Consider the following 24,672-nt stretch of genomic DNA (forward strand, 5'->3'; position numbering starts at 1 on the left):
CGAGATGGACGAAAGTGGATCTGGAGACGGACCTGGAGCTGTAGCTGGATCTGGACCCGGGGTCAGAATCTCTGCGCAAGCCGCCCCCCGAAGAATCCCTGCGGCCGGACGGCCAGCGTGGCGAAGAGCGCGACGTAGAAGACGGTCTGCGCCCAGGTGGTGGACAGTTCCAGTTGCAGCAGGCTCTGGAGGACGCCCAGGGTCATGGCGGCGATGGCGGCACCCGGCACACTGCCCAGTCCGCCGACGACGATGATGGCCATCAGCGGGCCGATCCAGTGCCAGTGCAGCGAGGGGTAGATGGTGGTGTCGAGGGCGAGCGCCGTACCGCCGACGGCCGCCGTGGCGAGCCCGAGGCCGAACCCGTACCCGGCGATCCGGTCGGTGTCGATGCCGAGCAGCCGGGCGGCGTCCCGGTGCTGGATGGTGGCGCGCAGGGCCTGGCCGAAGCGGCTGTGCTTCATGAGGAGGTAGAGGCCGAGCAGGGCGAGCGCGGCCAGGCCGAAGGCGATCAGCTTCACCACGGCCACGCGGGCCCCGAGGAACTCGACGCTCGCGGAGCTGTAGCCGAGCCTGACCCGGCGCTGGGTGCCGCTGAACGCGTACCCGAGGAGCCCCTCGATGACCAGCGCCACCGAGAACGTCAGCAGCACGGACATCATGGTGAGCGTCGCCGGGCGCAGCCGGGTCAGGAGCAGCCGTTGCATGGCGACGCCCGCGGCGAAGAACAGGGGCACGGTGACGAACAGGGTGAGCAGCGGGTCGACGCCGGTCTCCCGGTGCGCGAACCAGGCGAGGTAGGCGGCGAGGATCAGGAAGGCGGAGTGGGCGATCATCACGACGCGCATCACGCCGAAGTAGAGGGTGAGGCCCGCCGCCAGGAGGGCGTACAGCCCGCCCAGCAGCACGCCGAGGACCAGGCTCTGGAAGACGAGGCTCGCGGAGGGCATACCGGCCTCCTCACCACGCCGGTTTCGGATAGATCAGGTCGGCTTCCTTCTGCGCGTCGGGCAGCACGATCTGGATCTCGCCGCCGACCCACTGCTGGATCATGTGCGCGCTCTGCGGCCGGCCCTTGCCGTCCCACTTCAACGGCCCGACGACGGTGTCCACTTGATGGCCGCGCAGCCACTCCACCAGCTTGCTCTGGCAGTCCGGGTCCTGGGAGGCGCACCGGGCGGCCTCGACGGCGGCGGCCACCACCTGACCGGTCGTGTAGGCGTTGGCCTCGTCCTCCTCGGGCGCCTTGCCGAACTGCTCGGTGTACTTCTCGACGAACTCCTTGTTGGACGGGTAGTCGGCCTTCTGGGTGTAGCCGGTGGGCGCGAGGATGCCCTCGGTCTTGTTGCCGATGGCCTCGGCGAACTCGGGCTCGGTCGGCGCGGTGGAGAAGGCGGCCAACTTCGGCTGGTAGTCGAGCTGTTGGAGGGCGACGATGAGGTTGACGCCGTCCTGGTACTGGGTGCCGCCCACCACCATGTCGGCCTTCGAGTCGGCGATCTGGGCGGCGATACCGCCGAAATCGGTGGTGTTGGGCGGGTAGACCTCGTCGGCGACGGTCCGCACGCCGCCCTTCTCCAACTTCTCCTTCAGCCCGTAGGCGGTTCCCTGGGCGAAGGGGTCGTCCATGGCGGCGTACGCGGCCGTCTTCGGGCGCTCGCTCTCCGGCATGGCCAGGATGTGGTCGGCCAGCAGGTTGTAGTGGTCGTCGGCGACGGCCGGAGCGGCGTAGAAGAGGTTCTCGAAGCCCTGCTCGAAGACCTCCGGGGCCGCGCCCGCCGGCTCGACGAAGAGCATGCCGTACTCCTCGGCCACCCGCGCGGACGGGACCACGAGCCGGGTGGAGAACGGTCCGAAGAGCAGGTCCACCTCGTCCCTGCCGATCAGCTGTTCGTAGTCGGAGACGACCCGGTCGGCGTTGGACTGGTCGTCGAGGATCTTCAACTCGACCTGGCGGCCCAGCAGTCCGCCACTGTCGTTGACGATCTTCGCCCAGGCCTTGTAGCCCCGTTCGACACCCTTGCCGGGTTCGGAGAAGTCGCCCGTGAGGGGCAGGGAGACGCCGATGACGATGGGGTCGTCGGCCGAGTCCTGGGAACCGGAGCCGGAGCCGCAGGCACCGGCGGCCAGTACCAGGGCGAGGGTGCCGGCGGCGATCCCTCCTCGTCGGCGTCTTTGTCCGCGGTGCGTTCTGTTCATCGCTTGACACCCCTCGTGGCTTCCGTGGCTTCCGTGACTTCCGTGTGGTGGCGATCGAGCCCGCGGTAGACGTAGGACGGCGCGGCGTCGGCGGACGGGGGATCGGTGCGCGGCGGGTCCGACAGGGTGCGTACGAGAGCGTGGTCGGGGGAGAGCGCGCAGGCGGGGTCGGTGCGGGCGGCGTCACCGGTGAGGGCGTGGGCCTGGCAGCGGCAGCCGCCGAAGTCGATCTCGCGGCGGGGACAGCCGTCACAGGGGCCGGTCATCCACTCGGTGCCCCGGTAGCGGTCGAAGGCCGGGGAACTGGTCCAGATCCACTCCAGGGACCGGTCGCGTACGTTCGGTACGCCGTCCGGGCCCAGCATGTCCCGGGACGAGGGGCACGGCAGCACGGCGCCGTCCGGGGCGACCGTCAGCGACACCGCACCCCAGCCGCCCATGCACGGCTTCGGCACGCCGTCGAAGTAGTCCGGTACGACCCACACCAGCTCGACGCCGCCCGCCAGCTGCTCCCGTCGGCGCTCGACCGTCTCCCGGGCGCGCGCCAGCTGGTCGCGGCCGGGCAGCAGCGCGGTGCGGTTGCGCAGGGCCCACCCGTGGAACTGGACGTTGGCCAGCTCGATCCGCTCGGCTCCCCAGGCCACGCCCAGGTCCACGATCGCGTCGACGGCGTCGAGGTTGTCGCGGTGCAGGACGACGTTGAGGCCCAGCGGCAGACCTGCCTCGCGGACGAGAGCGGCGGCCCGTGCCTTCGCCTCGAACGACCGGTGGCCGGCGATCCGGTCGGACGCCACCGGCTCCGCGTGCTGCACCGACAACTGGACGCTGCGCAGCCCGGCGGAGACCAGCGCGGACATCCTCGCCGCGCTCAACCCGACGCCGCTGGTGACCAGTTGGGTGTAGATCCCGGCCGCCTCGGCGGCGGCGACCACGGCTGTGAGATCGCGGCGCAGCAGGGGCTCGCCGCCGGAGAGGTGCGTGTGTACGACGCCGAGGTCCGCCGCCTGCCGGAACACGTCGTCCCATTCCCCGGCGGAGAGTTCGTGTGAACGGCGGGTGAGTTCCAGGGGGTTGGAGCAGTAGGGGCAGTGCAGCGGGCAGGCGTGGGTGAGTTCGGCGAGCAGGGCCCAGGGAGGCGGGGGGCTCGTCATCGTAACCAGCCCTCCTCGTGCACGCGGTCGAGGAACCTGGGGACTTCGTCCGCCACGGGGGCGCCCGGGAAACGGGCGGCCAACTCCTCGACGATCTCGTCCACGTCCCGTCGCCCGTCGCACAGCCGGAGAACATCCGCGGCCCGGCCACTGAGCACGACGACCCGTTCCGGCAGGACCAACAGGTCGGCCCCGCGCACCCGGTCGTGGCGGAGCACGACCGAGCGCGCCAGGGCAGGCCGCCACCCGGTCACAGAAGCAGAAGCAGACGCTGGGGCGGACGCGGCTCCAGACCCATGCGCAGACGCGGACGCCGTCACCGCCGCTCCTTCCGGTCGCCGTGGTCGATCGCGTCGAGCAGCGACCACAGCACGTCGCATTTGAAGGCGAGGGCCGCCACGGCGCGCTCCTGATCGGGCTCGGTGCGGGCCCAGTCCAGGACGAGGCCCAGTGCCTCACCGCTGTCCTTTCGACCCTGGGCCTCGCGCGTACGGAAGTAGGCCAGCCCGTCGGCGTCGATCCACCGGTAGTGCCGTTCGAACGCGGCGATGCGCGTGCGCATGATGCCCGGCGCCGACAGCTCGGTGAGCGACGCCGCGACGGCTTCCAGCGGGGAGCGGAGCCGGCAGAAGTTGACGTATCCGTCCACCGCCAGCCGCACCCCGGGCAGTACGCCCGCACCGGACAGCAGCTCGGACCGGTCCAGCCCCGCGGCCTCGCCCAGCCTCAGCCACCGCTCGATGCCGCCCTCGCCCTCGGCCCGGCCGTCGTGCTCCTCGATCCGCCGCAGCCACATACGGCGCAGCCGCGGGGTGTCCAGCTTGGCCAGGACCAAGGCGTCCTTGACGGGGATGTGCCGCTGGTAGTGGAACCGGTTGAGGATCCAGCGGCGCAGCTCGTCAGGGGTCAACTCGCCTTGGTGCATACGGACGTTGAAGGGATGGACGTCGTGGTAGCGGTCCCGGGCCACGGCCCTGAGCCGTTCCTCGAAGTGCTGTCCCTCGAAGTGCTCTTCCTCGCTGTGCTGTTCCTCGACGGTCAAAGTTGGATCACCATTCCGTCTCCGGCCACCTCGATGCCCCGGTCGGCCAGCCGCTTGTACTGCGGTGCGCTCGGATCGACGAGGGGATTGGTGTTGTTCAGATGGGTGTAGAGACAGCGGGCGCGCAGCGCCGCCAGGCGCTCCGCGGTGCCGCCCGGCCCGTCGATCGGCAGGTGCCCCATCCCGGTCGCCGTACGGGTGGAGATGCCGGTGCGCCGGGGTTCCTCGTCGTCCCAGAACGTGCCGTCGACGATCACGCAGTCGGCCTGCTCGACAGCGGACTGCAGGGCGTCGGGCCAGGCGGCCAGTGCGGGGGCGTAGACGAGCGTCGTCCCGGTGGCGCGGTCGGTGAGAAGCAGGGCCACGACCCAGGTGTCGGCTTCGGGCACGGGTAACTCCGCCGCGTAGCGGGGGCGTTTGGCGGAGACGGGGATCGCGCTGATCGTGAGGGCCGAGTCCTCGGTGAGCGGTACGGGCCGCTCCGGGGACAGTTCGCGCCAGGTGAGGGGGGTGTACGGGCTGAGGACGGCCTCCAGCCGCAGCCCGGTGAGCAGGGCCTCGCGCACGGGCCCGGTGGCGAGCAGCTCCAGTCCGGCGGGACCGGCTTCGCGCAGCCGGGCGATGCCGAGGGTGTGGTCGAGTTCGGCGTCGGTCAGGATCAGCCCGGCGATCGGGGTCCGCCGCGAACCGGGCCCGGGCCGCAGGACCCGGCGGTTCTCGATCTGGTCGCCGATGTCGGGGGTGGCGTTGACGAGGTACCAGCGGTCCTCCGACGCCTGGACGGCGAGAGAGGCGTGGCGGCGGCGCCGCTGCGGATGTGCACGTGCCCCGGAGCAGCCGGGACACGCACAGTCCCACTGGGGTACCCCGCCGCCCGCCGCGGTGCCGAGCACGTGCAGCAGCACGGCGGCGGTCTAACGGTCGCTCAGGAAATATGCGGTGACCTCAAGTGCGGTCTCGACGACCACGAAGTCGGGGGTCTGCCAGCTCGGCGCTTCTTCGTCGATCTGCTGTACGGGTTCGGTCATGTGCCGTACCTGCCTTCCGGTGCGGGGAACCTGTGGTGCAGCATCGCCAGCATCCGGCAGCCCGGTCAATGGGTCGGCGCCAAAGTGATCCGATCTCTGATTGACCGAAAACGTGAACCGCGAGGTCGGCCATTGTCGGGCTTGTTGGCGAAACCGCTGTTGAAGCGGGATTGGGAGAGCGATGCGTCCGGCGAAGGTATGAACCTTTGGCTTTAATCGCACTTGACCTTCGTTCGCAGACCTCCTACCTTCCGGAAGGCTTCATGACACCCCCCACAGCGAGGAGTTCGCCCATGCGCGTATTCCGAACCATCACCACCGCCGCTGCCGTGGCCGCCCTCACCACCGGTCTGCTCGGGGCCGCGGCCGACACCACCTCCGTCCCCTCGGCCATCCGGACAATCTCGTCCGGATGGACCGTGCCCTGGGGTCTGAGCTGGCTGCCCGACGGGTCGGCGGTCATCACCGAACGGGACTCCTTCAAGCTCTTCAAGCTCACCCAGGCGGGCACGAGGACCGAGATCGGCAGGGTGCCCAACGTCGTGACCACCAGCGGCGAGGGCGGCCTCCTCGGCGTCGCGGTCTCACCGACCTGGAACACCGACCACCACATCTACCTGATGCACTCGGCGGCCTCCGACAACCGCATCGTCCGGATGACCTACGACGGCTCCACGCTCAGCGGCTACACGGTCCTCGTCACCGGCATCGCCAAGAACAGGTACCACAACGGCGGGCGCATCAAGTTCGGCCCGGACGGCCACCTCTACGCCACCACGGGCGACGCGCAGAACAGCAATCTGGCCCAGGACAGGAACTCCCTCAACGGGAAGATCCTGCGGATGACGAAGGACGGCAAGGCCGCGCCCGGCAACCCGTTCGGCACGCTCGTCTACTCCCTCGGCCACCGCAACCCCCAGGGCATCACCTGGGACGCCCAAGGCAGGCTCTGGGAAGCCGAGTTCGGCAACAGCAGGTACGACGAGCTGAACCTGATCGAGTCCGGCAAGAACTACGGCTGGCCGGTCTGCGAGGGCAGCTGCTCCACCTCCGGCATGACGAGCCCCAAGCGGCAGTGGACCGTCAGCGAGGCATCCCCGAGCGCGGTCACGTACGCCGACGGAGCCCTCTACCTGGCAGCCCTGCGCGGTGAGCGGCTGTGGCGCATCCCGGTCAGCGGCACCAGCGCCGGCACCCCCACCGCGTACTACACCACCCAGTACGGCCGGCTGCGCACGGTGGAGAAGCTCCCCGGCAAGAACACCCTGTGGCTGTCCACCACCAACGCCGACAACAACGGAGGTGAACCGGACGGCGCGGACAAGGTGTTCCAGGTCGATCTGCAGTAGGGCACGGTAAGCGGCTGGACCGGCGCGGAGCAGCGCCGGGCGTCATGCCGGCGGCAGGGTGAGCCTGGCGGCCACGGCGTCGAGCACCCAGTCCAGGCCGGTCGCGAAGGTCGTCTCGGCGTCCACGTCCGCGGCGTCGTACACGGCCTTGGCCAGGGCGGGGAAGCGGCCCGTGGCCAGCATGCTCGTCACATGCGGGCCGGAGGCGCGCTGCCAGTCGAGCTCGGACAGCCCGGTGGCGCGCTCGGCCCGCAGGTTCGCGATCTCGCGCCGGATCGCGCCGTGGGAGTAGGCGCCGACGGTTTCGACGGCACGCATGACAGTGTCGATGTCGGCGAGGCCGTCGAGCGCGGACAGCGTGGCCTCGGTCACGGCGAGGCCGTTCGGGCCCAGGCTCGGGCGGCCGCCGAGCAGGTCGGCCAGCCACTCGTGACGAAGCGCGGTCCGCCTGGTGCGGTGGGCGAGGAGACTCAGCGCCTCCCGCCAGTCATCGGGCCGCTCCTCGGGGAGGATCTCGGCCTGGACCTCGTCCACCATGAGGTCGAACAGCTCCTCCTTGGTGGAGATGAAGCCGTACAACCGCATCGGACCGGCGTCCAGCTTGGCGGCGACCTTGCGCACCGACACCGCCTCCAGCCCGCCCTCGTCGGCCAGCGCGACGGCGGCGGCGACGATCCGCTGCCGGTCGAGCGGCACGGGGCGGGTCGGCGGCTCCGGTCGGTCCCACACAGTCATGCCCACATCGTACTGTTGCGATGCGGCGTATCGTGTCAATACAGTGTATCGACATGAGACATCGCATCGCCGTGGTCGGCGGCGGTCCCGCCGGCCTGACCCTCGCCCGCGTGCTGCACCGCCACGACCACCCCGTCACCCTCTTCGAGCGTGACCCCGCCCCCGACGCCCGCCCGCCGGGCGGCACCCTCGACCTGCACGAAGGGCTGGGTCAACTCGCCCTGGAGAAAGCCGGGTTGCTGACGGAGTTCCGGGCGCTGTCCCGTCCCGAGGGGCAGGCCATGCGCATCCTGGACACGGACGGGACCGTCCTGCGCGACTGGATGCCCCGCCCGGACGACTTGGCCAATCCCGAGATCGACCGAGGACAACTCCGTGACCTGCTGCTCGGCCCGCTCGCCGTCGGCTGGGGGCGGGGCGTCGCCCAGGTGGTGCCGAGGGCCGGCGGCGGCGCGGCGGTCCACTTCGCGGACGGGCGGCAGGAGACGTTCGACCTCGTCGTCGGCGCGGACGGCGCCTGGTCCCGGGTCCGCCCGGCGGTCTCGTCGGTGACGCCCCACTACACCGGCGTCACCTCGGTCGAGACCTCCCTGGACGACGTCGACACCCGCCACCCCGACCTCGCCCGCTTGATCGGCGACGGTTCCCTGGCCGTGTACGGCGTGAACCGCGCCCTCGTCGCCCAGCGCGGCAGCGGCGGTCACGTCAAGGTGTACGCCCAGTTCCGCGCGCCACTGGACCAGCACCAGCACACGCACACGCACCCGGCCGACGCCGAGGCTGTCCGATCGCGCCTGCTGGCCCTGTTCGACGGCTGGGCCGACCCCGTCCGCGACCTCCTCCGCCACGGCGCCGCCTTCGTCCAACGCCCCCTGTACACCCTGCCCGTCGCCCACACCTGGCCCCACGTCCCCGGGGTGACGCTCCTCGGCGACGCCGCCCATCTGATGCCCCCACTGGGGGCGGGCGCGAACCTCGCGATGCTGGACGGCGCCGAACTCGCCGAGGCCATCGCCGCCGCGCCCGGCCCCGAAGAACTGGACGAGGCCGTCCGCGCCTTCGAGGAACGCATGGGGGCACGGGCCGCCAAGTGGGCGAAGATCACGACAGCGGGTCTGGAACGCCTGGTGAGCCAGGACCCCACCCAGGCCCTCGCCCTCTTCGACGAGGTCCAGCCGTCGTGAACTCCCCCTGGACATCGGCGCAGCGCCCGGGTCCGTCGGCCTGACGGACCCGGGCGCTGCTCGCCGCGTCGGTCACCCGCTCCTCGGGCGGGTCACCTCGACGCCGAGGCCGTTCGTCTCATCGCACCTCCTTGGCGTACGGCGCGAGAGTGATCCGGTCGATCAGCGGCGCGTAGCGGGAGCGGAGCAGCACACCGGGGAAGGTGTCCGAGGCGTATGTGGTGCCGTCGAAGTTCGGGAGTTCCTCGGAGCGGAAGGTGAGCGTGTTCTGTCCCTTCTTCAGCTGGACGGGGACGGTCAGTTCCCAGAAGTTGTTCTGGTGGAAGGTGTGCGGGAAGGTGACCCGCCGGGCCGCGCCGCCGTTGACGGTGAGATCGGCGTGGCGGGCGAGCGGGTCCGGGTTGTAGTGCGTGGCCGGCGACTGCTCGGGGTTGGAGTAGCGGATGCGCAGCGCGTGCGTGCCCGCCTCGTCCGCGGTGACGGTGAACGTGGCCGTGTTGCCGTTGCCCGGTGCCCCGCCGATCCCGGTGATCGCGGTGCCGCCGGTGGCCAGGGAGAGCGGGGTGAGGGCGGCCGAGCCGGACAGCTCGGCGTCCTTCCCCTCGTAGGTGCGGGCCGGGAGCGTGCCCTCGGTCGGGGTGACCGTGAGGCGGTCGACCATGGTGGTGTGCGAAGTCCCGGTCACCGTCACCTTGTTGACGCCGCCGGAGAGGGAGACCGCGATGCTGTTCCCGCCCTCGTCCAGGCTCAGGACGTCCTGTCCGTTGACGGAGACGCGGGCGCCGGAACCCTTCAGGGTGTCGACCCTGAGGGTGGCCTCCCGGTCGGCGGGGGAGTAGACCCAGAACGTGGCGGTCCCCTTCTTCGGGATCCGGGCGGCGCCCGAGCCCGTGGCCGCCTGCCGGGGCGGGTCGTAGGCGGTACGCGCCCCGCCGTCCAGCCAGGCCAGTTCACCCTCGTACACCTGTGTGCGGGCGGAGGCGTCCGGCAGGGACAGGACCAGCCGGTCCACGATGGCGTCGCCCTGGGTGACCCCCTTGCCGTCCGCGCTCTTCGCGGCCAGCGTGATCGTGTGCCTGCCCTTGGTGAGCTTCACCTGCGTGTCGGTGTGGTCCCACACCACCCACTTGTAGCCCAGCGGCAGATGCAACTCCTGCTCGCCGTCCGCCTTGCCGTCCACCCGCAGAAATACGTTGGTGGGTCCCTGGTCCTTCACCTTGCCGAAGGTGTTGAGGGAGTTGGCGAAGACGCTCAGGTCGTAGGTGCCGTCCTCGGGCACGTCCACGGTGAAGTCGAGCGTCATGTCGGAACCGGTGCGCAGACCGCCGACGTCGTAGCCGCCGGAGGTGTAGAACTTCGACACGTCCCGCGGCGAGCCCTCCGGACCGTTCTTCGAGTAGCCGGACCCGGTGTGCGCGGCGTCCTCGGCCTCGTAGGAGTCCTGCCAGCGCACGGGTGCGGTGCCGGTGGCCTTGGCCTTCCCGGCGGGGCTGAGGACGATCTCGTACGCCGAGGACTCCTTGAGCGCGGGCAGGGTGCCGTCGCCGAAGTCGAGGGAGACCGTGCCGTCGGCGCCGACCTTCAGGTTCGTCTCCGTGAGCAGCTTCGGGCCCGAGCTGTCGCCGAGCTGGCCGCTCCACTCGATCTCGCGGACCCACGCGTGGACGCTCTTGCCGAACACCTTCTTCGGCACCCCGGCGAAGGTGATGTGCCCCTCGCCGGCCGACCCGCCGAAGACCAGCCGCGCCTGCTTCTTCTTCTCGTCGAGCGTGCCGACGCCCTGCATGGTGTAGTTCTCACCGGGGAACGGCGGGGTCACGGAGACCGTGTGGCCGCTCATCGAGGCGTACGAATTGAGCAGCCACCACTGGCCGTTGCCTCGGTTGGACTGGACGGCGGAGTCGGAGAGGTTGCCGTCGATGTTCCAGTACGCGATGTCGGCGTCCACCTTGGACTCCTCGATCGCGGACACCCACTGGATCATCTGGCCGGGCACCGAGGTGTGGTAGTTGAACGCGTACTCGTTGATGTTGATGGGCAGTTCGGTGCCCTCACGGTCGGTCCCCTTGAACAGGTCCTTCTCCCAGCCCCGGTACTTGGCGACGCTGTCGCGCACCGCCTCCGGGTGGCTCAGCTCGTGCCAGGTGATCACCTCGGGGAGGGTGCCGGCGGCCAGCGCGTGGGACAGGAAGCCCTTCACCTGGTCGTACAGGACACTGGTGTTGGGGCCCGCGATCCGGGCGTCCGGCATCTTCTCCTTGATCAGCTCGTACGCGGAGTCCCAGGCGGCGAAGAAGTCGTCCGGGTCGTCCAGCCAGCTGACCTTGTTGTAGCTCCACTGCCCGGTGCCGAACATGTTGCCCTCGGGCTCGTTGAACGGCACGAAGACGATGTTGTCCTGGTACTGCTTCGGCAGCCGCAGGACCTGGTCGACCTGTTTGGCGATCTTCGCCTCGTAGAGCTTGAGCTTCTCCGCCGGGGTGTCGCCCGGCCACTCGTAGGGGAAGCCGCGGTGGATGTCGGTCATGTAGATGTACACATCACCGTCGGTGGAGTCGGCCAGCGGCTTCACCACCTCCAGCGCGTCGGCGCCCGGGTGCTGCGGGCCGTCCTGCGCCTTGGTGGAGACGGTGCGCAGGCCCATGCCCTCGATGAGGTTGTTGGTGGGGACGTCCGGCCCGTACACGCCGTAGAGGGTGCCGGAGGCGCCGCCGTGGAACGCGCCGGTGTCCGACGCGAGGTCGACGGTGAGCTGCCCTTCGCGGACCACGGTCACGGTCGCCTTCACGTCCTTCCCGGCCGCCCGTCCGGCCACCGTGAACGTCCCGGGCGCGGCGTACTTCTCGGCCGGTACGGCGTCCCACGTGACGGGCGTGTCGCGGTCGTAGCCGTCGGAGTAGGAGGACCGGACGGCGGCGGGGAGGGAGGGGGCCGTCCCGGTCGTCGTACGGACCTCGAACGATGTCTTCGACAGTTCCCGGAGGGTCGGCACGTCCCCGACCGTACCGGCCACCTGCTCGGGACTGAGCGCCGCGTGCCACACGGTGAAGTCGTCGATCGCGCCCTTGAGCAGCGGGTCCGGCCAGAAAGACTTGCCGATGAAGCCGGCGGACGTGGCCGAGCCGGCCAGCAATTCCCTGGCCTTGACCTTCGTCGCGGCGGAGGAGACCGCCACACCGTCGAGGTAGGTGGTGACCCGTCCGGCGGCGGTGTCGAGGGTGACCGTGACCGTCCGCCAGGCGTCGGCGGGCAGCGCCGCGTAACCGGATACCTGGGACTCCGCGCCCCCGCCGCCGGTGGTCACGGCGGTGCGCAGGACCCCGCCGTTGTGGGACGGCGTGGTGAAGAGGTACTTGGTGGTGTCGGTGCCCAGGTCGAAGATCCGCTGCCAGGACGACCTGTCGTCGCCCCACTTCACCCGGGCGGACACGGTCAGGTCGGTCGCCTCCCCGACGACCTCGCGGGGCAGACGGACGTAGGCGCCGTCGGACGTGGGTGCCCCGCCGGGCAGGGCGAGCGCCTTGCCGCCGCCCGTGCCCACGACGGCCCGGGCGGTGGAGGGGTTGACCAGGCTGGCCGTGAGACCGTTGCCGGAGCTGTCCGTGATCTTCCCGGACGCGAGGTCGTCCTCGTCGAAGGTGTAGTGGACCGTCGGCTGGGGCGTGCCGGCCGCCTGGGCGGGGACGGTCGGTGCGACCAGTACGCCCGCGCCGAGGGCCAGCGCCAGAGCGGCAGGCGCCCGGCGCCGGGCTGATCTGTCGGCGGATGACATGGATGCGTCCTCGATCCTGTGAGTGTCGGGCCTGTGAGTGTCGGGTCCGGTCGGCCCGCCTCGGCCCCGGACGCTCGTCCGCGTGCCGTGGCCCGCGAGGCGGGTTCGACGTGGCACGTGCGGAACGGGCACCGGCCGCCGGAAGCACCGCTTCGTCGAACCGGTTCGCAGGAAGCTAGCACCGGGGATTTCCCGCAGCAATACATCCGGCACAGGCGAATCGGCGAAGCATCCGGACAAGGTCCGGATTGCCTTGCCACGACGGGGAATCCCGTTTCAGGTGTTGACAGTCGCCCTGCTCGGTTCCTACGTTCACTCCATGCGAACCGGTTCGACGACCGGGGGTCGCTACACTCCTCACCCCACCACCTGTGCCGGTCGGACCCGCTGCCTCCACGGGGTGTCGAACCGATTCGAACTTCGAGCAAGGAGTCCTCCGTGAACATCGGTGAGATCGCCCGGCGGGCCGGAGTCTCGCGGAGCACCGTGTCCTACGCGCTGAGCGGCAAACGCCCCGTGTCGGACGACACCCGCCGGAAGATCCAGCAGGTCATCGACGAACTGGACTACCGGCCCAACGCCAGCGCCCGCGCCCTGGCCAACGGGCGGACCAGCACGATCGGCCTGGTCTTCCCCCCGGCCGGGAACCACTACACGGGCATGCAGCTGGACTTCATCGGCAGCGTGGTGGAGGCGGCCGCGGCCCACGACTACGACGTCCTGCTGTCACCAAGCGGCGTCGACAGCGACCGTTCCTTCCAGCGGCTGCTGGGGGAGCGGCGGGTCGACGGCGCGATCCTGATGGAGATCAGACTGGCCGACGACCGGGTCGATCACCTGGCCGAGCTGGACTTCCCGTCCGTCGCCATCGGCCGTACCGCGCACCCCGAGGGAACCTGGTGGGTGGGCCTGGACCACACCGCGCTGACGGCGGCCTGCGTCCGCCACCTCGCCGACCTCGGCCACCGCCGGGTCGCCTTCGTCAACCGGCCCGAGCAACTCCTGCGCGCCGGGTACGAGTCGGCGCACCGGGGACTCGACGGCTTCACCAAGGCCGCGGCCGAGCGCGGACTGACCGTACGGACGTACTGCTGCGGGGACGACGCCGCCTCGGGGCAGGCGTGCCTGGAGCAGATCCTGTACGACGACCCCGCCACCACGGCCCTGGTCACCCTGAACGAGGCGGCCCTCGGCGGTCTCTACCGCGGCCTCGCCCACGCGGGCCGCCATGTACCGCGCGACTTCTCCGTCACCGGGGTCGTGGCCGGCCGGTGGGCGGAGACGGTGACCCCGCAGCTCACCGCGGCCGACGTCCCGGCGGAGGAGATGGGCCGCCACGCCGTCGACCTCCTCATCGAACGGCTCGACCGTCCCACCGCCACACCCCGCCACCACCTCCTCGCCCCGCCGATCTCGCTGCGGGCCAGCACCGGACCGGCCGGCGCCGCCCCCTTCGCCCAGGAGGCCCCGGACTCCGGCGCCCACCCGCACGACTGACCTCCGACCCCGACCCCGACCCCCGACCCGGACCCCGACCGCGGATCACGGGCATCCCGGGCCCTCTTCGCCACCGCACCGGCCCCCCCGAACCCGGCCTGCCCACGTGACGGTTCGGCATGCCCGCACACCTCTCCTCACCCCTCGCACGGCACACCCGTGTCCACAACCAAGGAACCCGCCATGCGCAGAACCACCGGACGCCGTCTCACCGCCGCGGCCCTGACGACCGCCGTCGCCGTCGTCGCCACCGCCTGCTCCTCCGGCGCGAGCGGCACCGACGCCAAGGACGCCGACAGCGGCACGTACACCGTCTGGGACCCCTACCCGCAGTTCGCCAAGGGCTCGGCCTGGGCGAAGCTGCTGGACAAGTGCGGCACCGAGGCGGGCGTGAAGATCAAGCGGACCGGCTTCGACACCAGCGACCTGGCCAACAAGACGCTGCTGGCGGCCCAGCAGGGCAACGCGCCGGACGTCCTCGTCGTCGACAACCCGGTCGTCTCGACCCTGGCCGAGGCGGGCATCCTCACCACGACCGACGACAACAAGCTCGACACCTCGAAGGTGGACCCCAACCTGCTCGCGGCCGGCCAGTCCGGCGGCAAGACCTACGGCACCCCGATCGGCGCCAACACCCTCGCCCTCTACTACAACAAGGAGGTGCTGAAGGAGGCCGGAGTCGACATCGCCTCCGTCAAGGACTGGACGTCGCTGACGGCGGCGCTGGCGAAGGTCAAGAAGGCAGGGAAGAAGGGCATCACCTTCTCCGCGATCGGCACGGAGGAGGGCAGTTTCCAGTTCCTGCCCTGGTTCTGGGGCTCGGGCGCGCAGCTCACCGCGCTCGACTCCGCCGAGGGCGTCTCCGCACTGACCCTGTGGAAGGACTGGCTCGACAAGGGCTACGCCCCCAACTCGGTCATCAACAACACCCAGACCACCAGCTGGCAGGAGTTCGCCACCGGCGACTACGCGTTCAGCGAGAACGGCACCTGGCAGCTGGCCAATGCCGAGAAGGCGGGCTTCGACTACGGGGTGATCCCCGTCCCGGCCGCCACGGGCGGCAACGCGGCGGCCCCGACCGGCGGCGAGTTCGTGACCGTCCCGGTCCAGGACGACACCGGCCGCTACACCACCTCGCGGAAGCTGGTGACCTGTCTGACCAGCACCGACAACCTGTACGACACCGACACCACCCTGTCCTACGTCGCCCCCACCGGCGAGGTCCAGGACAAGCAGGTGGCGGCGAACGCCGAACTGAAGCCGTGGGTCGAGGCGGTCAAGGCGGCCAAGGGACGGACCAGCGACGACCTGGGCACCAAGTACCCCAAGATCTCCGAACAGTTGTGGAAGGCCGTCCAGTCCGCGCTCAGCGGTGCCCAGTCGCCCAAGGACGCGCTGGCCGAGGCGCAGTCCGCCGTCAAGTAGCCGATGGTTCCAGGTCCTCGGATGAAACACGCGACACGACGGCGGGACCACCGGTCCCCGCAGTGGGCGGCCTGGGCGTTCCTCGCCCCGGTCACCCTCTACCTCGTCCTCTTCTACGCCTACCCGCTCTACCGCAACCTCGACCTGAGCCTGCGTCACTACACCGTCCGCTCGTTCGTCCAGGGCGACGCGCCCTTCACCGGCCTCACGAACTACGTCACCGTCTTCGAGGACCCGACGTTCGCCCCGGCACTGCTGCACACCGTGGTCTTCACCGCCGTCTGCCTGTTCCTCCAGTACGCCATCGGTCTGGCCCTCGCCGTCTTCTTCCACCAGCACTTCCGGCTCTCCGCCACCCTGCGGGCCCTGTTCCTGGTGCCGTGGCTGCTGCCGCTGATCGTGTCGGCGTCCACCTGGTCCTGGATGCTCAACAGCGACTCCGGCATCGTCAACACCCTCCTGGGCGTCGTCGGCGTCGACCCGGTGAACTGGCTGACCTCACCCACCTGGTCGCTGACCTCGGTGATCATCGCCAACGTCTGGGTCGGCGTCCCCTTCAACCTGGTCGTGCTCCACAGCGGACTGCAGTCCATCCCCGCCGGCCTGCACGAAGCCGCAGCCCTCGACGGGGCGAACGCCTGGCAGCGGTTCTGGCGCATCACCTTCCCACTGCTGCGCCCGGTGTCCGCGATCACGCTGCTGCTGGGACTGGTCTACACACTCAAGGTCTTCGACATCATCTGGATCATGACCAAGGGCGGTCCCGCGGACGCCTCCACCACCTTCGCCACCTGGTCCTACCAGCTCGGCTTCGGCAGTCTCCTGCCCGAGTTCGGCCCCGGCGCGGCCGTCGGCAACCTGCTCGTCGTCGCCGCCCTGGCCTTCGGCCTGCTCTACGTCCGCGTCCAGCGAAAGCAGGCGCTGTCATGAACCCCCGTACCAGCCCTCCGTGGTGGAAGACAGCCGTGGGCCTGCTGCTGACCGGGATCATGCTCTTCCCGGTCTACTGGATGCTCAACGTGTCCTTCACCCGTGACCAGGACATGCGCAAGAGCCCGCCCGACCTGTTCCCCGTCCACGGCACACTGGAGGGCTATCGCGCCGTCCTCGACCAGCAACTGCCCTACGTCGGCACCAGCCTCGTCATCGGTCTGGGCACCGTGACCCTGACCGTGGCACTGGCCGCGCCCGCCGGGTACGCGCTGGCGAAGCTGCGCCCCCGCGGCGGGGGGCTGATCGCCTTCCTCTTCCTGGTCGCCCAGATGGTCCCCGGCATCATCATGGCGATGGGCTTCTACGCCATCTACCTCCGACTCGGCCTGCTCCAGTCGGTGCCCGGACTGATCGTCGCCGACTCCACCCTGGCCGTCCCCTTCGCCGTCCTCATCTTCACCGCGTTCATGTCCGGCATCCCCGGCGAACTGCTCCAGGCCGCGAAGACCGACGGAGCCGGCGCCCTGCGCACCTTCTGGTCGATCGTCCTGCCGATGAGCCGCAACGCGATCGTCACGGTGTCCCTGTTCGCGTTCCTGTGGTCCTGGTCCGACTTCGTCTTCGCCGCCACCCTCGCGAGCGGCGGAGCCCACGAGCCGATCACCCTCGGCATCTACCACTACATCGGCAACAACAACCAGCAGTGGAACGCCATCATGGCGACCGCCGTCGTGGCCTCGCTGCCCGCCACGGTGATCCTCGTCCTCGCCCAACGCTATGTCGCCGCCGGTGTGACCGCCGGCGCCGTCAAGGACTGAGCCCCCCACAACCACGGCTCGACGACCGGCCCTCACGGCGCGTCGGCCGGCCGTCGCCCCTGCTCCAGAATCGAGTCACGCCAACATGACCGCCGCCCCGTCCGGCCCGGCCTTCTCGGTCCACGACATCCCGTTCAGCACCTACGGATCCTGGTTCGACATCTCGCCCGTGATCGCCGAGAAGACGTACGCCGAGGATCTTCACCTGGTCTCGCACCAGAACGGCATGCACGCCGTCCTGCGCCTGGTCCTCCTGGACGCCCTGTCGGGAGACCGTGCCGAGAGCCGTGTCGAGGCGACGCCGGGCCTGCTCAGCTGGGTGGGCGAGAGCGGGCGCGTCGACCTCGCCTACGAGACGCCGGACACCCTACGGCTGCGGGGGAGCGGGACGGGCTTCGGAGTCCTGGCCGCCGCACCGACCCTGACACCGTTCAGCGGCACCTACTTGTTCCACGACCCGGCGGCGGCCGCCCATGTGTTCACCTCCTACGAGACCGGCCGCCGCTACCGCGTGACCCTGTTGTCCGGAACCCTCGCCGAGGCAGCCGGAGTCCAGGCCCTGGGCAGCGCCGACCGTGGTGTCGCGGTCATGGCGGACGGGGTCTGGGAGATCGCGATCGAGGAACTCGACACCGCCCGGCCGCCGTACGAGTCCTCCGTGGCCTTCGACGACCTCGTGGAGTCCGCCCGGACCGCGTTCGCGGACTTCGCCGACGCGGTGGCCCCCTGGCGCTCGCCGGCGACCCCCGCCGCCGAACTCGCCGCCTACGTGGTCTGGTCGGCGACCGTGGCGGCGAAGGGCCTGGTCACCCGGCCCGGGGTGCTCATGTCCAAGCACTGGATGGACAAGGTCTGGAGCTGGGACCACTGCTTCAACGCCCTGGCCCTGGCCCCGGGTTCACCGGAACTGGCACTGGCCCAGTTCCACCTCCCCTTCGACCACCAGGACGACTCTGGCGCTCTGCCGGACTCGGTCACCCACTCCGAGGTGCTCCACAACTTCGTCAAGCCGCCCATCCACGGCTGGGCCTTCGGCCACCTGCGCCGAAGGCTGCCTACCCCCCTCGACCGGGCCGAACTGGCGCAGACGTACGCCCGGTTGGAGCGCTGGACCGGCTTCTGGCTCACCGCGCGACGGGCCCCGGACGCCGAACTGCCCTACTACCAGCACGGAAACGACAGCGGCTGGGACAACGCCACCACCTTCGACCCCGAGCGCGTGGTCGTCACCGCCGACCTGGCCGCCTTCCTCGTCCTCCAGCTGCGCGAACTCGCCGCTCTGGCCACGGAGTTGGACCGACCGGACGAGGCGAGCCGGTGGACGCGCACGGCCGGAGAGATACAGACCGCGCTCTTCGACCAGCTGTGGACCGGCGACCGGTTCGTCGCCCGCGGCGTCGGCACCGGGGACACCTGGAGCAGCGCCAGCCTCCTCGACCTGCTGCCCATCGTGCTGGGCGAACACCTGCCCGAGGAGACCAGCGCCGCGCTGGCCGACCTCATCAAGGCCCACCTCACTCCGTACGGCCTGGCCACCGAACTGACCACCTCGCCGCACTATCTCGCCGACGGCTACTGGCGCGGCCCCATCTGGGCCCCCGCCACAGTCCTCGTCGAGGACGGCCTGCGCCGCGCCGGACACCACCGGCTGGCCGACGACATCAGTGCCCGCTTCCGCGCCCTGTGCGAGACCCACGGCTTCGCCGAGAACTTCGACGCCCTGACCGGCACGGGACTGCGCGACCGCGCCTACACCTGGACCGCCAGCAGTTATCTCCTCCTCGCCGAAGCCCACGCACACCAGGCACACCACGCACACCGTGACGGTGACTGACTGGCTGGCTGGCTGACCGGCGACCGGTCACCTGTGGAACGTCCGGTGTCACGACAGCAGCATGCGCGTCCACGCCACGGCCTGGAGCGTGCAGGCGAGTGCGAACAGGCCCTGAACGACGGCGGTGACCGGCATCCTCAGACGGGCGTGCACGACGGCATGGGTCACCGCCAGGACCGGAATGCCCCAGACGGCGAGCCACATCAGGACGGGGACATCGCGGGAGCGGCCGGAGTCCGGTGACGGCGCGGTGCCCATGCCGATCATGACGAACAGCATCACGGCGACCACGACGATGACCGCGTCCGCGACCAGGAACACCAGGGCGACCGCGATGTCGATGAGCAGGGAGGGGCGTTTACGGGACGGGGGAGGCGCCGGGCTGTCCTGGTCGTCCTCGGGCGGTGAGGCCATGACCAGACTGCACCACGGAATGACGTATTCAGTACCGCACGGGATCGTTTAGCGGCCCGACTGTGACCAGCCGTCACCGGACCTCGCGGGGCCGGGCCGCCGGTCAGCGGTCCCGGCCCCGCGAGGGCGGGCTCACACGCGGTCGGCCGCGATCAGGACGTACTGGAAGGAGCCGTCCCGGTAGGACTCGATGAACGCCTCCTCGATGCCGGTGACCAGCGAGGACGTCGCCCGCAGTTCCCAGTAGGGCAGGGTCTCCGCGGTGAGGTCCACGATGGTGTGCGGCACGAGCCGGTTGTCGGCCATGGCGCGCAGATACTCACGGCGGGAGTGGATGTTGCACTCGAAGTGGGCGTTGATCTGGGAGACCCACTTCGACGGCTGGCCGTAACGGGGGTTCCAGCAGCCGGTGATGGTCACATAACGGCCGCCCGGCTTCAGGAAACGGGAGTGCTCGGCGAACAGGTCGTGAAGGTCGACGTACATGGTCGACTCGTTGTTCCACGAGGCCGCGATACTGCCCTTGTCGAACGGCGTGTCGAGCATGTTGCACACACGGGAGCGGACGTGGTCCTCGATACGCAGTTCCCGTGCGCGCTTGTTGCCGAAGTCGGCCTGGGTGGCGGACAGGGTGACGCCCTCGACCTTGGAGCCGAAGCGGCGGTGGGCCATGACCATGGAGCCGCCGCGCCCGCAGCCGGCGTCGACGAGGGTGTCGTCCGGGCCGACGGTACCGAGGTGGTCGAGGAGGAACTCCGCCTGCGCCGACTCCAGTCGGTGCAGCTCCGCGATGAGCTTCTTCTCGTACGCGCTGTCCGCCGGGTCGCCGAGCGCGGTGTGGTCCACGGCGCCGATGCCGTAGTGGTGGTGGTAGAGCCCGTCCACGTCACCGAGGCGCAGGTTGACGGGCCGTGCCTCGTTGTTCCAGTAGCGGGCGATGTCCCCCTGGTAAGGCGTCGCCGGAGCCGGGATCTTCGCGGTGGCGGAGGTTTCGGTGGCGGTGGTCTCAGTGGTCATGGAGATATCCGTTCTTTACCAGAAATCGGGCAGGCTGTAGCGGAAGGTATTGGTGCGGTGCCAGTCGTGGTTGCCGTCGACCCAGGCGGCCACGCCCCTGAGGAAGCGCAGCACGGTGGGCAGCGGGCAGGCCTGTGCGAGGTCGGCAGCGGCGGCCTCGAAGGCGTGCTGGAGTTCGTTGTGGACCTCGACGGCCTTCAGATAGGCGTCGCGCTCGGAGAGTTCCTCGCGCTTCGCGATCACCACCGGCAGGTTCAGATGGAGGCCGGGGCTGTCGAGTTCCTTGGTGTACGAGTAGAGGTCGTTGACGATGGTCGTCGCGTTGCCGGCGAGCGCGATGACCCGTTGCATGTCCGGCCGGGCGTGCACGTCCGCGGGCAGTTCGTAACCGCCGACGGCGTCGGTGATCGTGGGACAGGGGCGGAAGTTGTTGAACTGACGCATCGCCAGGTACTCCCACACCTCCGGGACGTGACCGGTCTGCGCCCAGGCGGCCTCGGCGAGGTAGCCCATGTGCAGGCGGGCCATGTCATGCCGGTAGCGGTCCGCCTGGGAGGGTGTGGTCGCCCGGACGAAGTAGTCCATCGCGCTGCGGTACGCCCGGCGCGGGGCGTCCGAGGCGAGGGAGTCCTGCCATGCCGGTGCGTACTCCGCCGTGCTGTGGACGTGGTCGAGCGCGGTGTGTGCGAGGAGGAGGCGTCCGCCGAGACCGACGGGTGACCCGCCGTGGTCCTCGCAGTAGCAGTCGTCCACCGCGTTCTCCGCGACCATCAGCCGGGTGGCGAGCATCAGATGGTCGACCGTGGGGGCGTCGGGGTGGCAGGCGACCATGTAACGGCCGACGGAGAAGCCGTCGAACTGTCCCTCCCACTCCTCCGGATAGAGCTGGACCTCGTCCTCGGCCCAGCGCTTGATCCGGCGGCTCACCTCCTCGACGCGCACGGGGTCGGGCTCCGGGACGGGGTGATGGTAGAGCCCCGGGACGGCCTGTCCCTCGGCGGGCGGAGCGGGCGCTGGGGACGTGGGCTCCGGGAGCGGGGCTCTGTAGAGGTCAGCCAAGGCGAGCGCGGTCGTGCCCAGTCCGATCGATCCGCGCAAGATCTCGTGAAGGGCGGAGCCGGCGGCGGGCGCGTCCGGCGTGTCCGGTACGGCGGTGGTGGGGGCGGGGGTCGGTGGTGGACCGGGCGTCATGACCGGCGGATGCAGTGCTGCCAGAAAGCCGGGGGCGATCGGCGTGACCGGAGGGTCCGGGACCACCGGTGCGGGGACGTCGGGCAGGGCCGTGTGCGGCGTCGGCCGCTGCTCAGGGGGTGAGGACCCGAGGGGCCCGGAATCGGGCATCGCCAGCTCCTTGCTGCGGTGCGGTGGGGTGGGCTGCGGTGGGGTTCAGGGCATGGGTGCTCCGCCGTACGTGCGGCGGGGCGGGCGGGGACCTGCGGCGGATCAGGCCGTCAGCGCGGGGCGGCGGCGATCTGCACGTTCTCCATCACACCGAGGGCGTCGGGCAGGAGGACCGCGGCGGAGTAGTAGGTGCTGACGAGGTAGGAGATGATCGCCTGTTCGTTGATGCCCATGAAGCGCACGGACAGGCCCTCTTCGTACTCGTCCAGCAGTCCGGTCTGCCGCAGCCCGATGACGCCCTGGTTCTTCTCGCCGGTGCGCATCGCGATGATGGAGCTGGTCTGCTCCTTGCTGATCGGGATCTTGGCGCACGGCAGGATGGGGACCCCGCGCCAGGCGGGGACCGACTGCCCGCCGAGGTCGACATGGTCGGGGTAGAGACCGTGGGCGTTGAAGCCGCGCCCGATCGCGGCGATGGTCCTGGGATGGGCGAGGAACATCTTGGTGCCGCGTCGACGGCAGAGCAGATCGTCCATGTCGTCCGGGGTCGGCGGGCCGGAGCGGGGCTGGATGCGCTGCTTGAAGTCGGCATTGTGCAGCAGCCCGAACTCGCGGTTGTTGATCAGTTCGTGCTCCTGACGCTCATGCAAGGCCTCGACGGTGAGCCGGAGCTGCTCCTCGCTCTGGTTCATCGGACCGTTGTAGAGGTCGGCGACCCGGGTGTGGACGCGCAGCACGGTCTGCGCGACGGACAGCTCGTACTCCCGTGGCTCCAGTTCGTAGTCGACGAAGGTGCCCGGCAGGTCGACCTCGCCGACGTGACCGGCCGTCAGGGCGATCTCGGCCTCACCGTGCTTGTTCTGCCGCTGCCGCGCACGGGAGCCGAACCGGTCGAGGTGGGCCTGGAGACGGGGAGCGGAGTCCCGGACGGCGGCGAAGTCGGCGCGGGAGAGGGTGAGGAGGGTACCGGGTGTCTCGGCGGTGACCGAGACCTCGTGGCGGGCGTCGGGGTCCAACAGGGCGTTCTCACCGAAGTGTTCGCCGTCCGAGAGCACCGCGATGCCGATCTCGTCGCCGTACTTGCCCGCGGAGGTCTGGCAGACCCGGCCGTGGGCGATCAGCTGGATCCCGTCCGCGGGGCTGCCGCGCTCGGCGAGGACCTCGCCCGCCGCGAAGTCACGCTGTGTGCAGCGGTCGGCGAGGGCGGCGAGGACGTCCGCGTCCTCGAACCCGCGCAGCAGGGCCAGTTCACCCAGCTCCCGGGGGATCACCCGGACCGTGGCACCCTCCTGGACGAACTCGACGCGCCCGTCGCCGACGGTATGGCGCAATCGCCGGTTGACCCGGTAGGTGCCGCCCTCGGCCTCGACCCAGGGCAGCATCCGCAGCAACCAGCGGGAGGTGATCTCCTGCATCTGCGGGGCGGACTTGGTGGTCGTGGCGAGGTTACGGGCTGCGGCAGTACTCAGGGACTGGCGCGGTGCGTCTGATGTGGTCCGGGCCTCCCGAACACGGTCGACGGACATCGAGGGCTTTCTCCTTGCACGGCGGGTCGTGGGTGATGTGCGAGAAGGATCACGGGAATCCGTCCACCTGCAGAAAGCTAGCCGCCGAACCGGCCGCATCCACCAGGGAGACAAGATGCTTACCTCGAAGCAGTGATAATCGGTGCAACTCGGTTTATCAGTCCGTTATGTGGCATCGCCGCCGGGTGGACCGACTTCCCGGACCCGTGGATGTCAGTGCCGCGCGCCATACTCGTGCCGCGGTGCCGCCCGGGCACCGCGGCACGAGGGGAGCGACATGGCTGAGGTACTGGTCTTCCACCATGGACACGGGCTGACCGCCGGAGTGCGCGAGTTCGCCGAGCGGTTGCGGCGGTCCGGACACACCGTCCACGCCCCGGACCTGTACGAGGGGCAGGTGTTCGACACCCTTGAAGAGGGCATCGGCTACGCCCGAAGCGTCGGCTTCGACAAGATCTCGGCGCGAGCAACGGCCGCCGCGGAAGGGCTGCCCCCAGGGGTCGTCCACGTCGGGTTCTCGCTCGGCGTCATGTCGGCACAGCGGCTGACCCAGACCCGACCCGGCGCGAAGGGCGCGGTGCTGCTCGAAGCATGCGTCCCGGTTTCGGAGTTCGGCGGTGTCTGGCCCCAGGGCGTCCCGGTCCAGATCCACGGCATGGACGCGGATCCCTTCTTCGCCGGGGAGGGCGACGTGGACGCCGCCCGCGCGCTCGTCGAGTCCGCGGCGGACGCCGAGCTGTTCCTCTACCCCGGCGACAGACACCTGTTCACCGACAGCAGCCTGCCGACCTACGACGAACAGGCCGCGCAGCAGGTCAACCGTCGAGTGCTCAGCTTCCTCGGCCGCATCGAGTAGGGACAACGACAACCGGCCCGGCCCCCTGTCCGCCGCACGGCCGCCCGCCCCGGAGCGTGTCGGCTTGCGGAGGACTCGTGAACCCATGTGTGCAAACATCCTCCGGCGGAGCAGTTCTCTCGGCGTCTGCGCGCCCGGAGTTGCGGCTCGAAGTCTTCGACGAAGTAGCTGTCGTGCCGGATGCGGAAGTCCTTCAGCTCCTCGCCACCGCGCCGCGTCATCTCCGCGACGTTTTCGAAGTACTCCTCGCGTGGGGCTCCGGGGGAGAAGAGCATGAGCATGGACATGGGCTCGTCGGTCACGTTCTTGAACGCGTGCAGGCCCCCGACCGGTACGTACAGGAAATCACCCTCGCGGCCCGTCACCCACTTCTCGCCGTCGTAGAGCGCGAGTTCGCCGGAGAGGATGAGTGCGTGGAGCCCCCGGGCGACGAGAGGTCCGGCGGTGTGTCGCCCGGGCGGAACATCGCGTTCACCTCGCCCTCGTTGCCGTGGTAGCGGGGCTCCGGGTACTCCACATGCGACATGATGCGCTCCCCTCGTCAGGTCCTC

The 24,672-nt window shown here is 70.1% G+C and carries 21 protein-coding genes and 1 pseudogene; 8 read left to right on the forward strand and 14 right to left on the reverse strand.

Translation table 11 applies throughout. From position 1 onward, the window contains the following. Nucleotides 1-62: 62 nt before the first annotated feature. From ACZ7MG_RS32210 to pqqA, 7 genes are all read right to left on the reverse strand, one after another. Nucleotides 63-950: a branched-chain amino acid ABC transporter permease gene (locus ACZ7MG_RS32210; protein ID WP_471381551.1), complete on the reverse strand. Its 888-nt coding sequence runs from the start codon at nucleotides 948-950 to the stop codon at nucleotides 63-65. Between the two features lie 10 nt (nucleotides 951-960). After that, entirely contained in the window at nucleotides 961-2,199 is a 1,239-nt protein-coding gene (locus tag ACZ7MG_RS32215) for an amino acid ABC transporter substrate-binding protein (protein WP_471381553.1), read from the reverse strand. Next, a complete protein-coding gene (gene pqqE, locus ACZ7MG_RS32220; protein WP_471381554.1) occupies nucleotides 2,196-3,350 on the reverse strand; it encodes a pyrroloquinoline quinone biosynthesis protein PqqE in 1,155 nt (384 codons plus the stop codon). Before pqqE ends, ACZ7MG_RS32215 begins: the two co-directional genes overlap by 4 nt. Continuing rightward, nucleotides 3,347-3,568: a pyrroloquinoline quinone biosynthesis peptide chaperone PqqD gene (gene pqqD / locus ACZ7MG_RS32225; RefSeq protein WP_471381556.1), complete on the reverse strand. Its 222-nt coding sequence runs from the start codon at nucleotides 3,566-3,568 to the stop codon at nucleotides 3,347-3,349. Before pqqD ends, pqqE begins: the two co-directional genes overlap by 4 nt. A 98-nt stretch (nucleotides 3,569-3,666) precedes the next feature. Next, nucleotides 3,667-4,392, reverse strand: coding sequence for a pyrroloquinoline-quinone synthase PqqC (pqqC, locus tag ACZ7MG_RS32230; RefSeq protein WP_471381559.1), 726 nt, complete (start codon nucleotides 4,390-4,392; stop codon nucleotides 3,667-3,669). Further along, nucleotides 4,389-5,297, reverse strand: coding sequence for a pyrroloquinoline quinone biosynthesis protein PqqB (gene pqqB, locus ACZ7MG_RS32235; protein WP_471381561.1), 909 nt, complete (start codon nucleotides 5,295-5,297; stop codon nucleotides 4,389-4,391). Before pqqB ends, pqqC begins: the two co-directional genes overlap by 4 nt. 9 nt (nucleotides 5,298-5,306) lie before the next feature. Next, nucleotides 5,307-5,420 carry a pyrroloquinoline quinone precursor peptide PqqA gene (pqqA, locus tag ACZ7MG_RS32240; protein ID WP_471381563.1) on the reverse strand — a complete coding sequence of 38 codons (114 nt, stop codon included), beginning with the start codon at nucleotides 5,418-5,420 and terminating at the stop codon, nucleotides 5,307-5,309. A gap of 293 nt (nucleotides 5,421-5,713) precedes the next feature. Here pqqA and ACZ7MG_RS32245 point away from each other — a divergent pair, with 293 nt between their 5' ends. Next, nucleotides 5,714-6,769 carry a PQQ-dependent sugar dehydrogenase gene (locus tag ACZ7MG_RS32245; protein WP_471381564.1) on the forward strand — a complete coding sequence of 352 codons (1,056 nt, stop codon included), beginning with the start codon at nucleotides 5,714-5,716 and terminating at the stop codon, nucleotides 6,767-6,769. A 42-nt stretch (nucleotides 6,770-6,811) separates the two neighbouring features. On the opposite strand, the gene ACZ7MG_RS32250 is transcribed toward ACZ7MG_RS32245, so the two are convergent. Continuing rightward, a complete protein-coding gene (locus ACZ7MG_RS32250; protein ID WP_471381567.1) occupies nucleotides 6,812-7,504 on the reverse strand; it encodes a TetR/AcrR family transcriptional regulator in 693 nt (230 codons plus the stop codon). A 53-nt stretch (nucleotides 7,505-7,557) separates the two neighbouring features. On the opposite strand from ACZ7MG_RS32250, the gene ACZ7MG_RS32255 reads away from it, so the two are divergent. Then, a complete protein-coding gene (locus ACZ7MG_RS32255) occupies nucleotides 7,558-8,688 on the forward strand; it encodes an FAD-dependent oxidoreductase (RefSeq protein WP_471381570.1) in 1,131 nt (376 codons plus the stop codon). A gap of 118 nt (nucleotides 8,689-8,806) precedes the next feature. Here ACZ7MG_RS32255 and ACZ7MG_RS32260 read toward each other — a convergent pair whose 3' ends face one another. Next, entirely contained in the window at nucleotides 8,807-12,460 is a 3,654-nt protein-coding gene (locus ACZ7MG_RS32260; RefSeq protein WP_471381572.1) for a LamG-like jellyroll fold domain-containing protein, read from the reverse strand. 438 nt (nucleotides 12,461-12,898) lie between these two features. On the opposite strand from ACZ7MG_RS32260, the gene ACZ7MG_RS32265 reads away from it, so the two are divergent. From ACZ7MG_RS32265 to ACZ7MG_RS32285, 5 genes are all read left to right on the forward strand, one after another. Next, nucleotides 12,899-13,957, forward strand: a complete 1,059-nt coding sequence (locus tag ACZ7MG_RS32265) for a LacI family DNA-binding transcriptional regulator (RefSeq protein ID WP_471381573.1) — start codon at nucleotides 12,899-12,901, stop codon at nucleotides 13,955-13,957. A gap of 183 nt (nucleotides 13,958-14,140) precedes the next feature. Then, nucleotides 14,141-15,382: a sugar ABC transporter substrate-binding protein gene (locus ACZ7MG_RS32270; protein ID WP_471381574.1), complete on the forward strand. Its 1,242-nt coding sequence runs from the start codon at nucleotides 14,141-14,143 to the stop codon at nucleotides 15,380-15,382. Nucleotides 15,383-15,403: 21 nt separating this feature from the next. Further along, the gene (locus tag ACZ7MG_RS32275) at nucleotides 15,404-16,312 is read left to right on the forward strand and encodes a carbohydrate ABC transporter permease (RefSeq protein ID WP_471381576.1); all 909 of its coding nucleotides are present in this window, start codon (nucleotides 15,404-15,406) and stop codon (nucleotides 16,310-16,312) included. Continuing rightward, complete coding sequence (locus ACZ7MG_RS32280; protein WP_471381578.1) at nucleotides 16,309-17,133, forward strand: carbohydrate ABC transporter permease; 825 nt, start codon at nucleotides 16,309-16,311, stop codon at nucleotides 17,131-17,133. Before ACZ7MG_RS32275 ends, ACZ7MG_RS32280 begins: the two co-directional genes overlap by 4 nt. Before the next feature lie 85 nt (nucleotides 17,134-17,218). Next, the gene (locus tag ACZ7MG_RS32285; protein WP_471381579.1) at nucleotides 17,219-18,967 is read left to right on the forward strand and encodes an amylo-alpha-1,6-glucosidase; all 1,749 of its coding nucleotides are present in this window, start codon (nucleotides 17,219-17,221) and stop codon (nucleotides 18,965-18,967) included. 48 nt (nucleotides 18,968-19,015) lie between these two features. Here ACZ7MG_RS32285 and ACZ7MG_RS32290 read toward each other — a convergent pair whose 3' ends face one another. From ACZ7MG_RS32290 to ACZ7MG_RS32305, 4 genes are all read right to left on the reverse strand, one after another. Beyond that, complete coding sequence (locus tag ACZ7MG_RS32290; protein WP_471381582.1) at nucleotides 19,016-19,381, reverse strand: hypothetical protein; 366 nt, start codon at nucleotides 19,379-19,381, stop codon at nucleotides 19,016-19,018. 132 nt (nucleotides 19,382-19,513) lie between these two features. Next, a complete protein-coding gene (locus tag ACZ7MG_RS32295) occupies nucleotides 19,514-20,398 on the reverse strand; it encodes a geranyl diphosphate 2-C-methyltransferase (RefSeq protein WP_471381584.1) in 885 nt (294 codons plus the stop codon). A gap of 15 nt (nucleotides 20,399-20,413) precedes the next feature. Further along, entirely contained in the window at nucleotides 20,414-21,739 is a 1,326-nt protein-coding gene (locus tag ACZ7MG_RS32300) for a family 2 encapsulin nanocompartment cargo protein terpene cyclase (protein ID WP_471381586.1), read from the reverse strand. A 110-nt stretch (nucleotides 21,740-21,849) separates the two neighbouring features. After that, nucleotides 21,850-23,265: a family 2B encapsulin nanocompartment shell protein gene (locus tag ACZ7MG_RS32305; protein WP_471381588.1), complete on the reverse strand. Its 1,416-nt coding sequence runs from the start codon at nucleotides 23,263-23,265 to the stop codon at nucleotides 21,850-21,852. A gap of 277 nt (nucleotides 23,266-23,542) precedes the next feature. Between ACZ7MG_RS32305 and ACZ7MG_RS32310 the strand changes: the two genes are divergently transcribed. Beyond that, nucleotides 23,543-24,121 carry a dienelactone hydrolase family protein gene (locus tag ACZ7MG_RS32310; protein ID WP_471381590.1) on the forward strand — a complete coding sequence of 193 codons (579 nt, stop codon included), beginning with the start codon at nucleotides 23,543-23,545 and terminating at the stop codon, nucleotides 24,119-24,121. 146 nt (nucleotides 24,122-24,267) lie between these two features. Here the strand turns inward: ACZ7MG_RS32310 and ACZ7MG_RS32315 are convergent. Beyond that, nucleotides 24,268-24,647, reverse strand: a pseudogene (locus tag ACZ7MG_RS32315) (cupin domain-containing protein); the annotation flags it as partial. Nucleotides 24,648-24,672: the final 25 nt, after the last annotated feature.

It is taken from the genome of Streptomyces sp. NPDC107538, assembly GCF_055657445.1.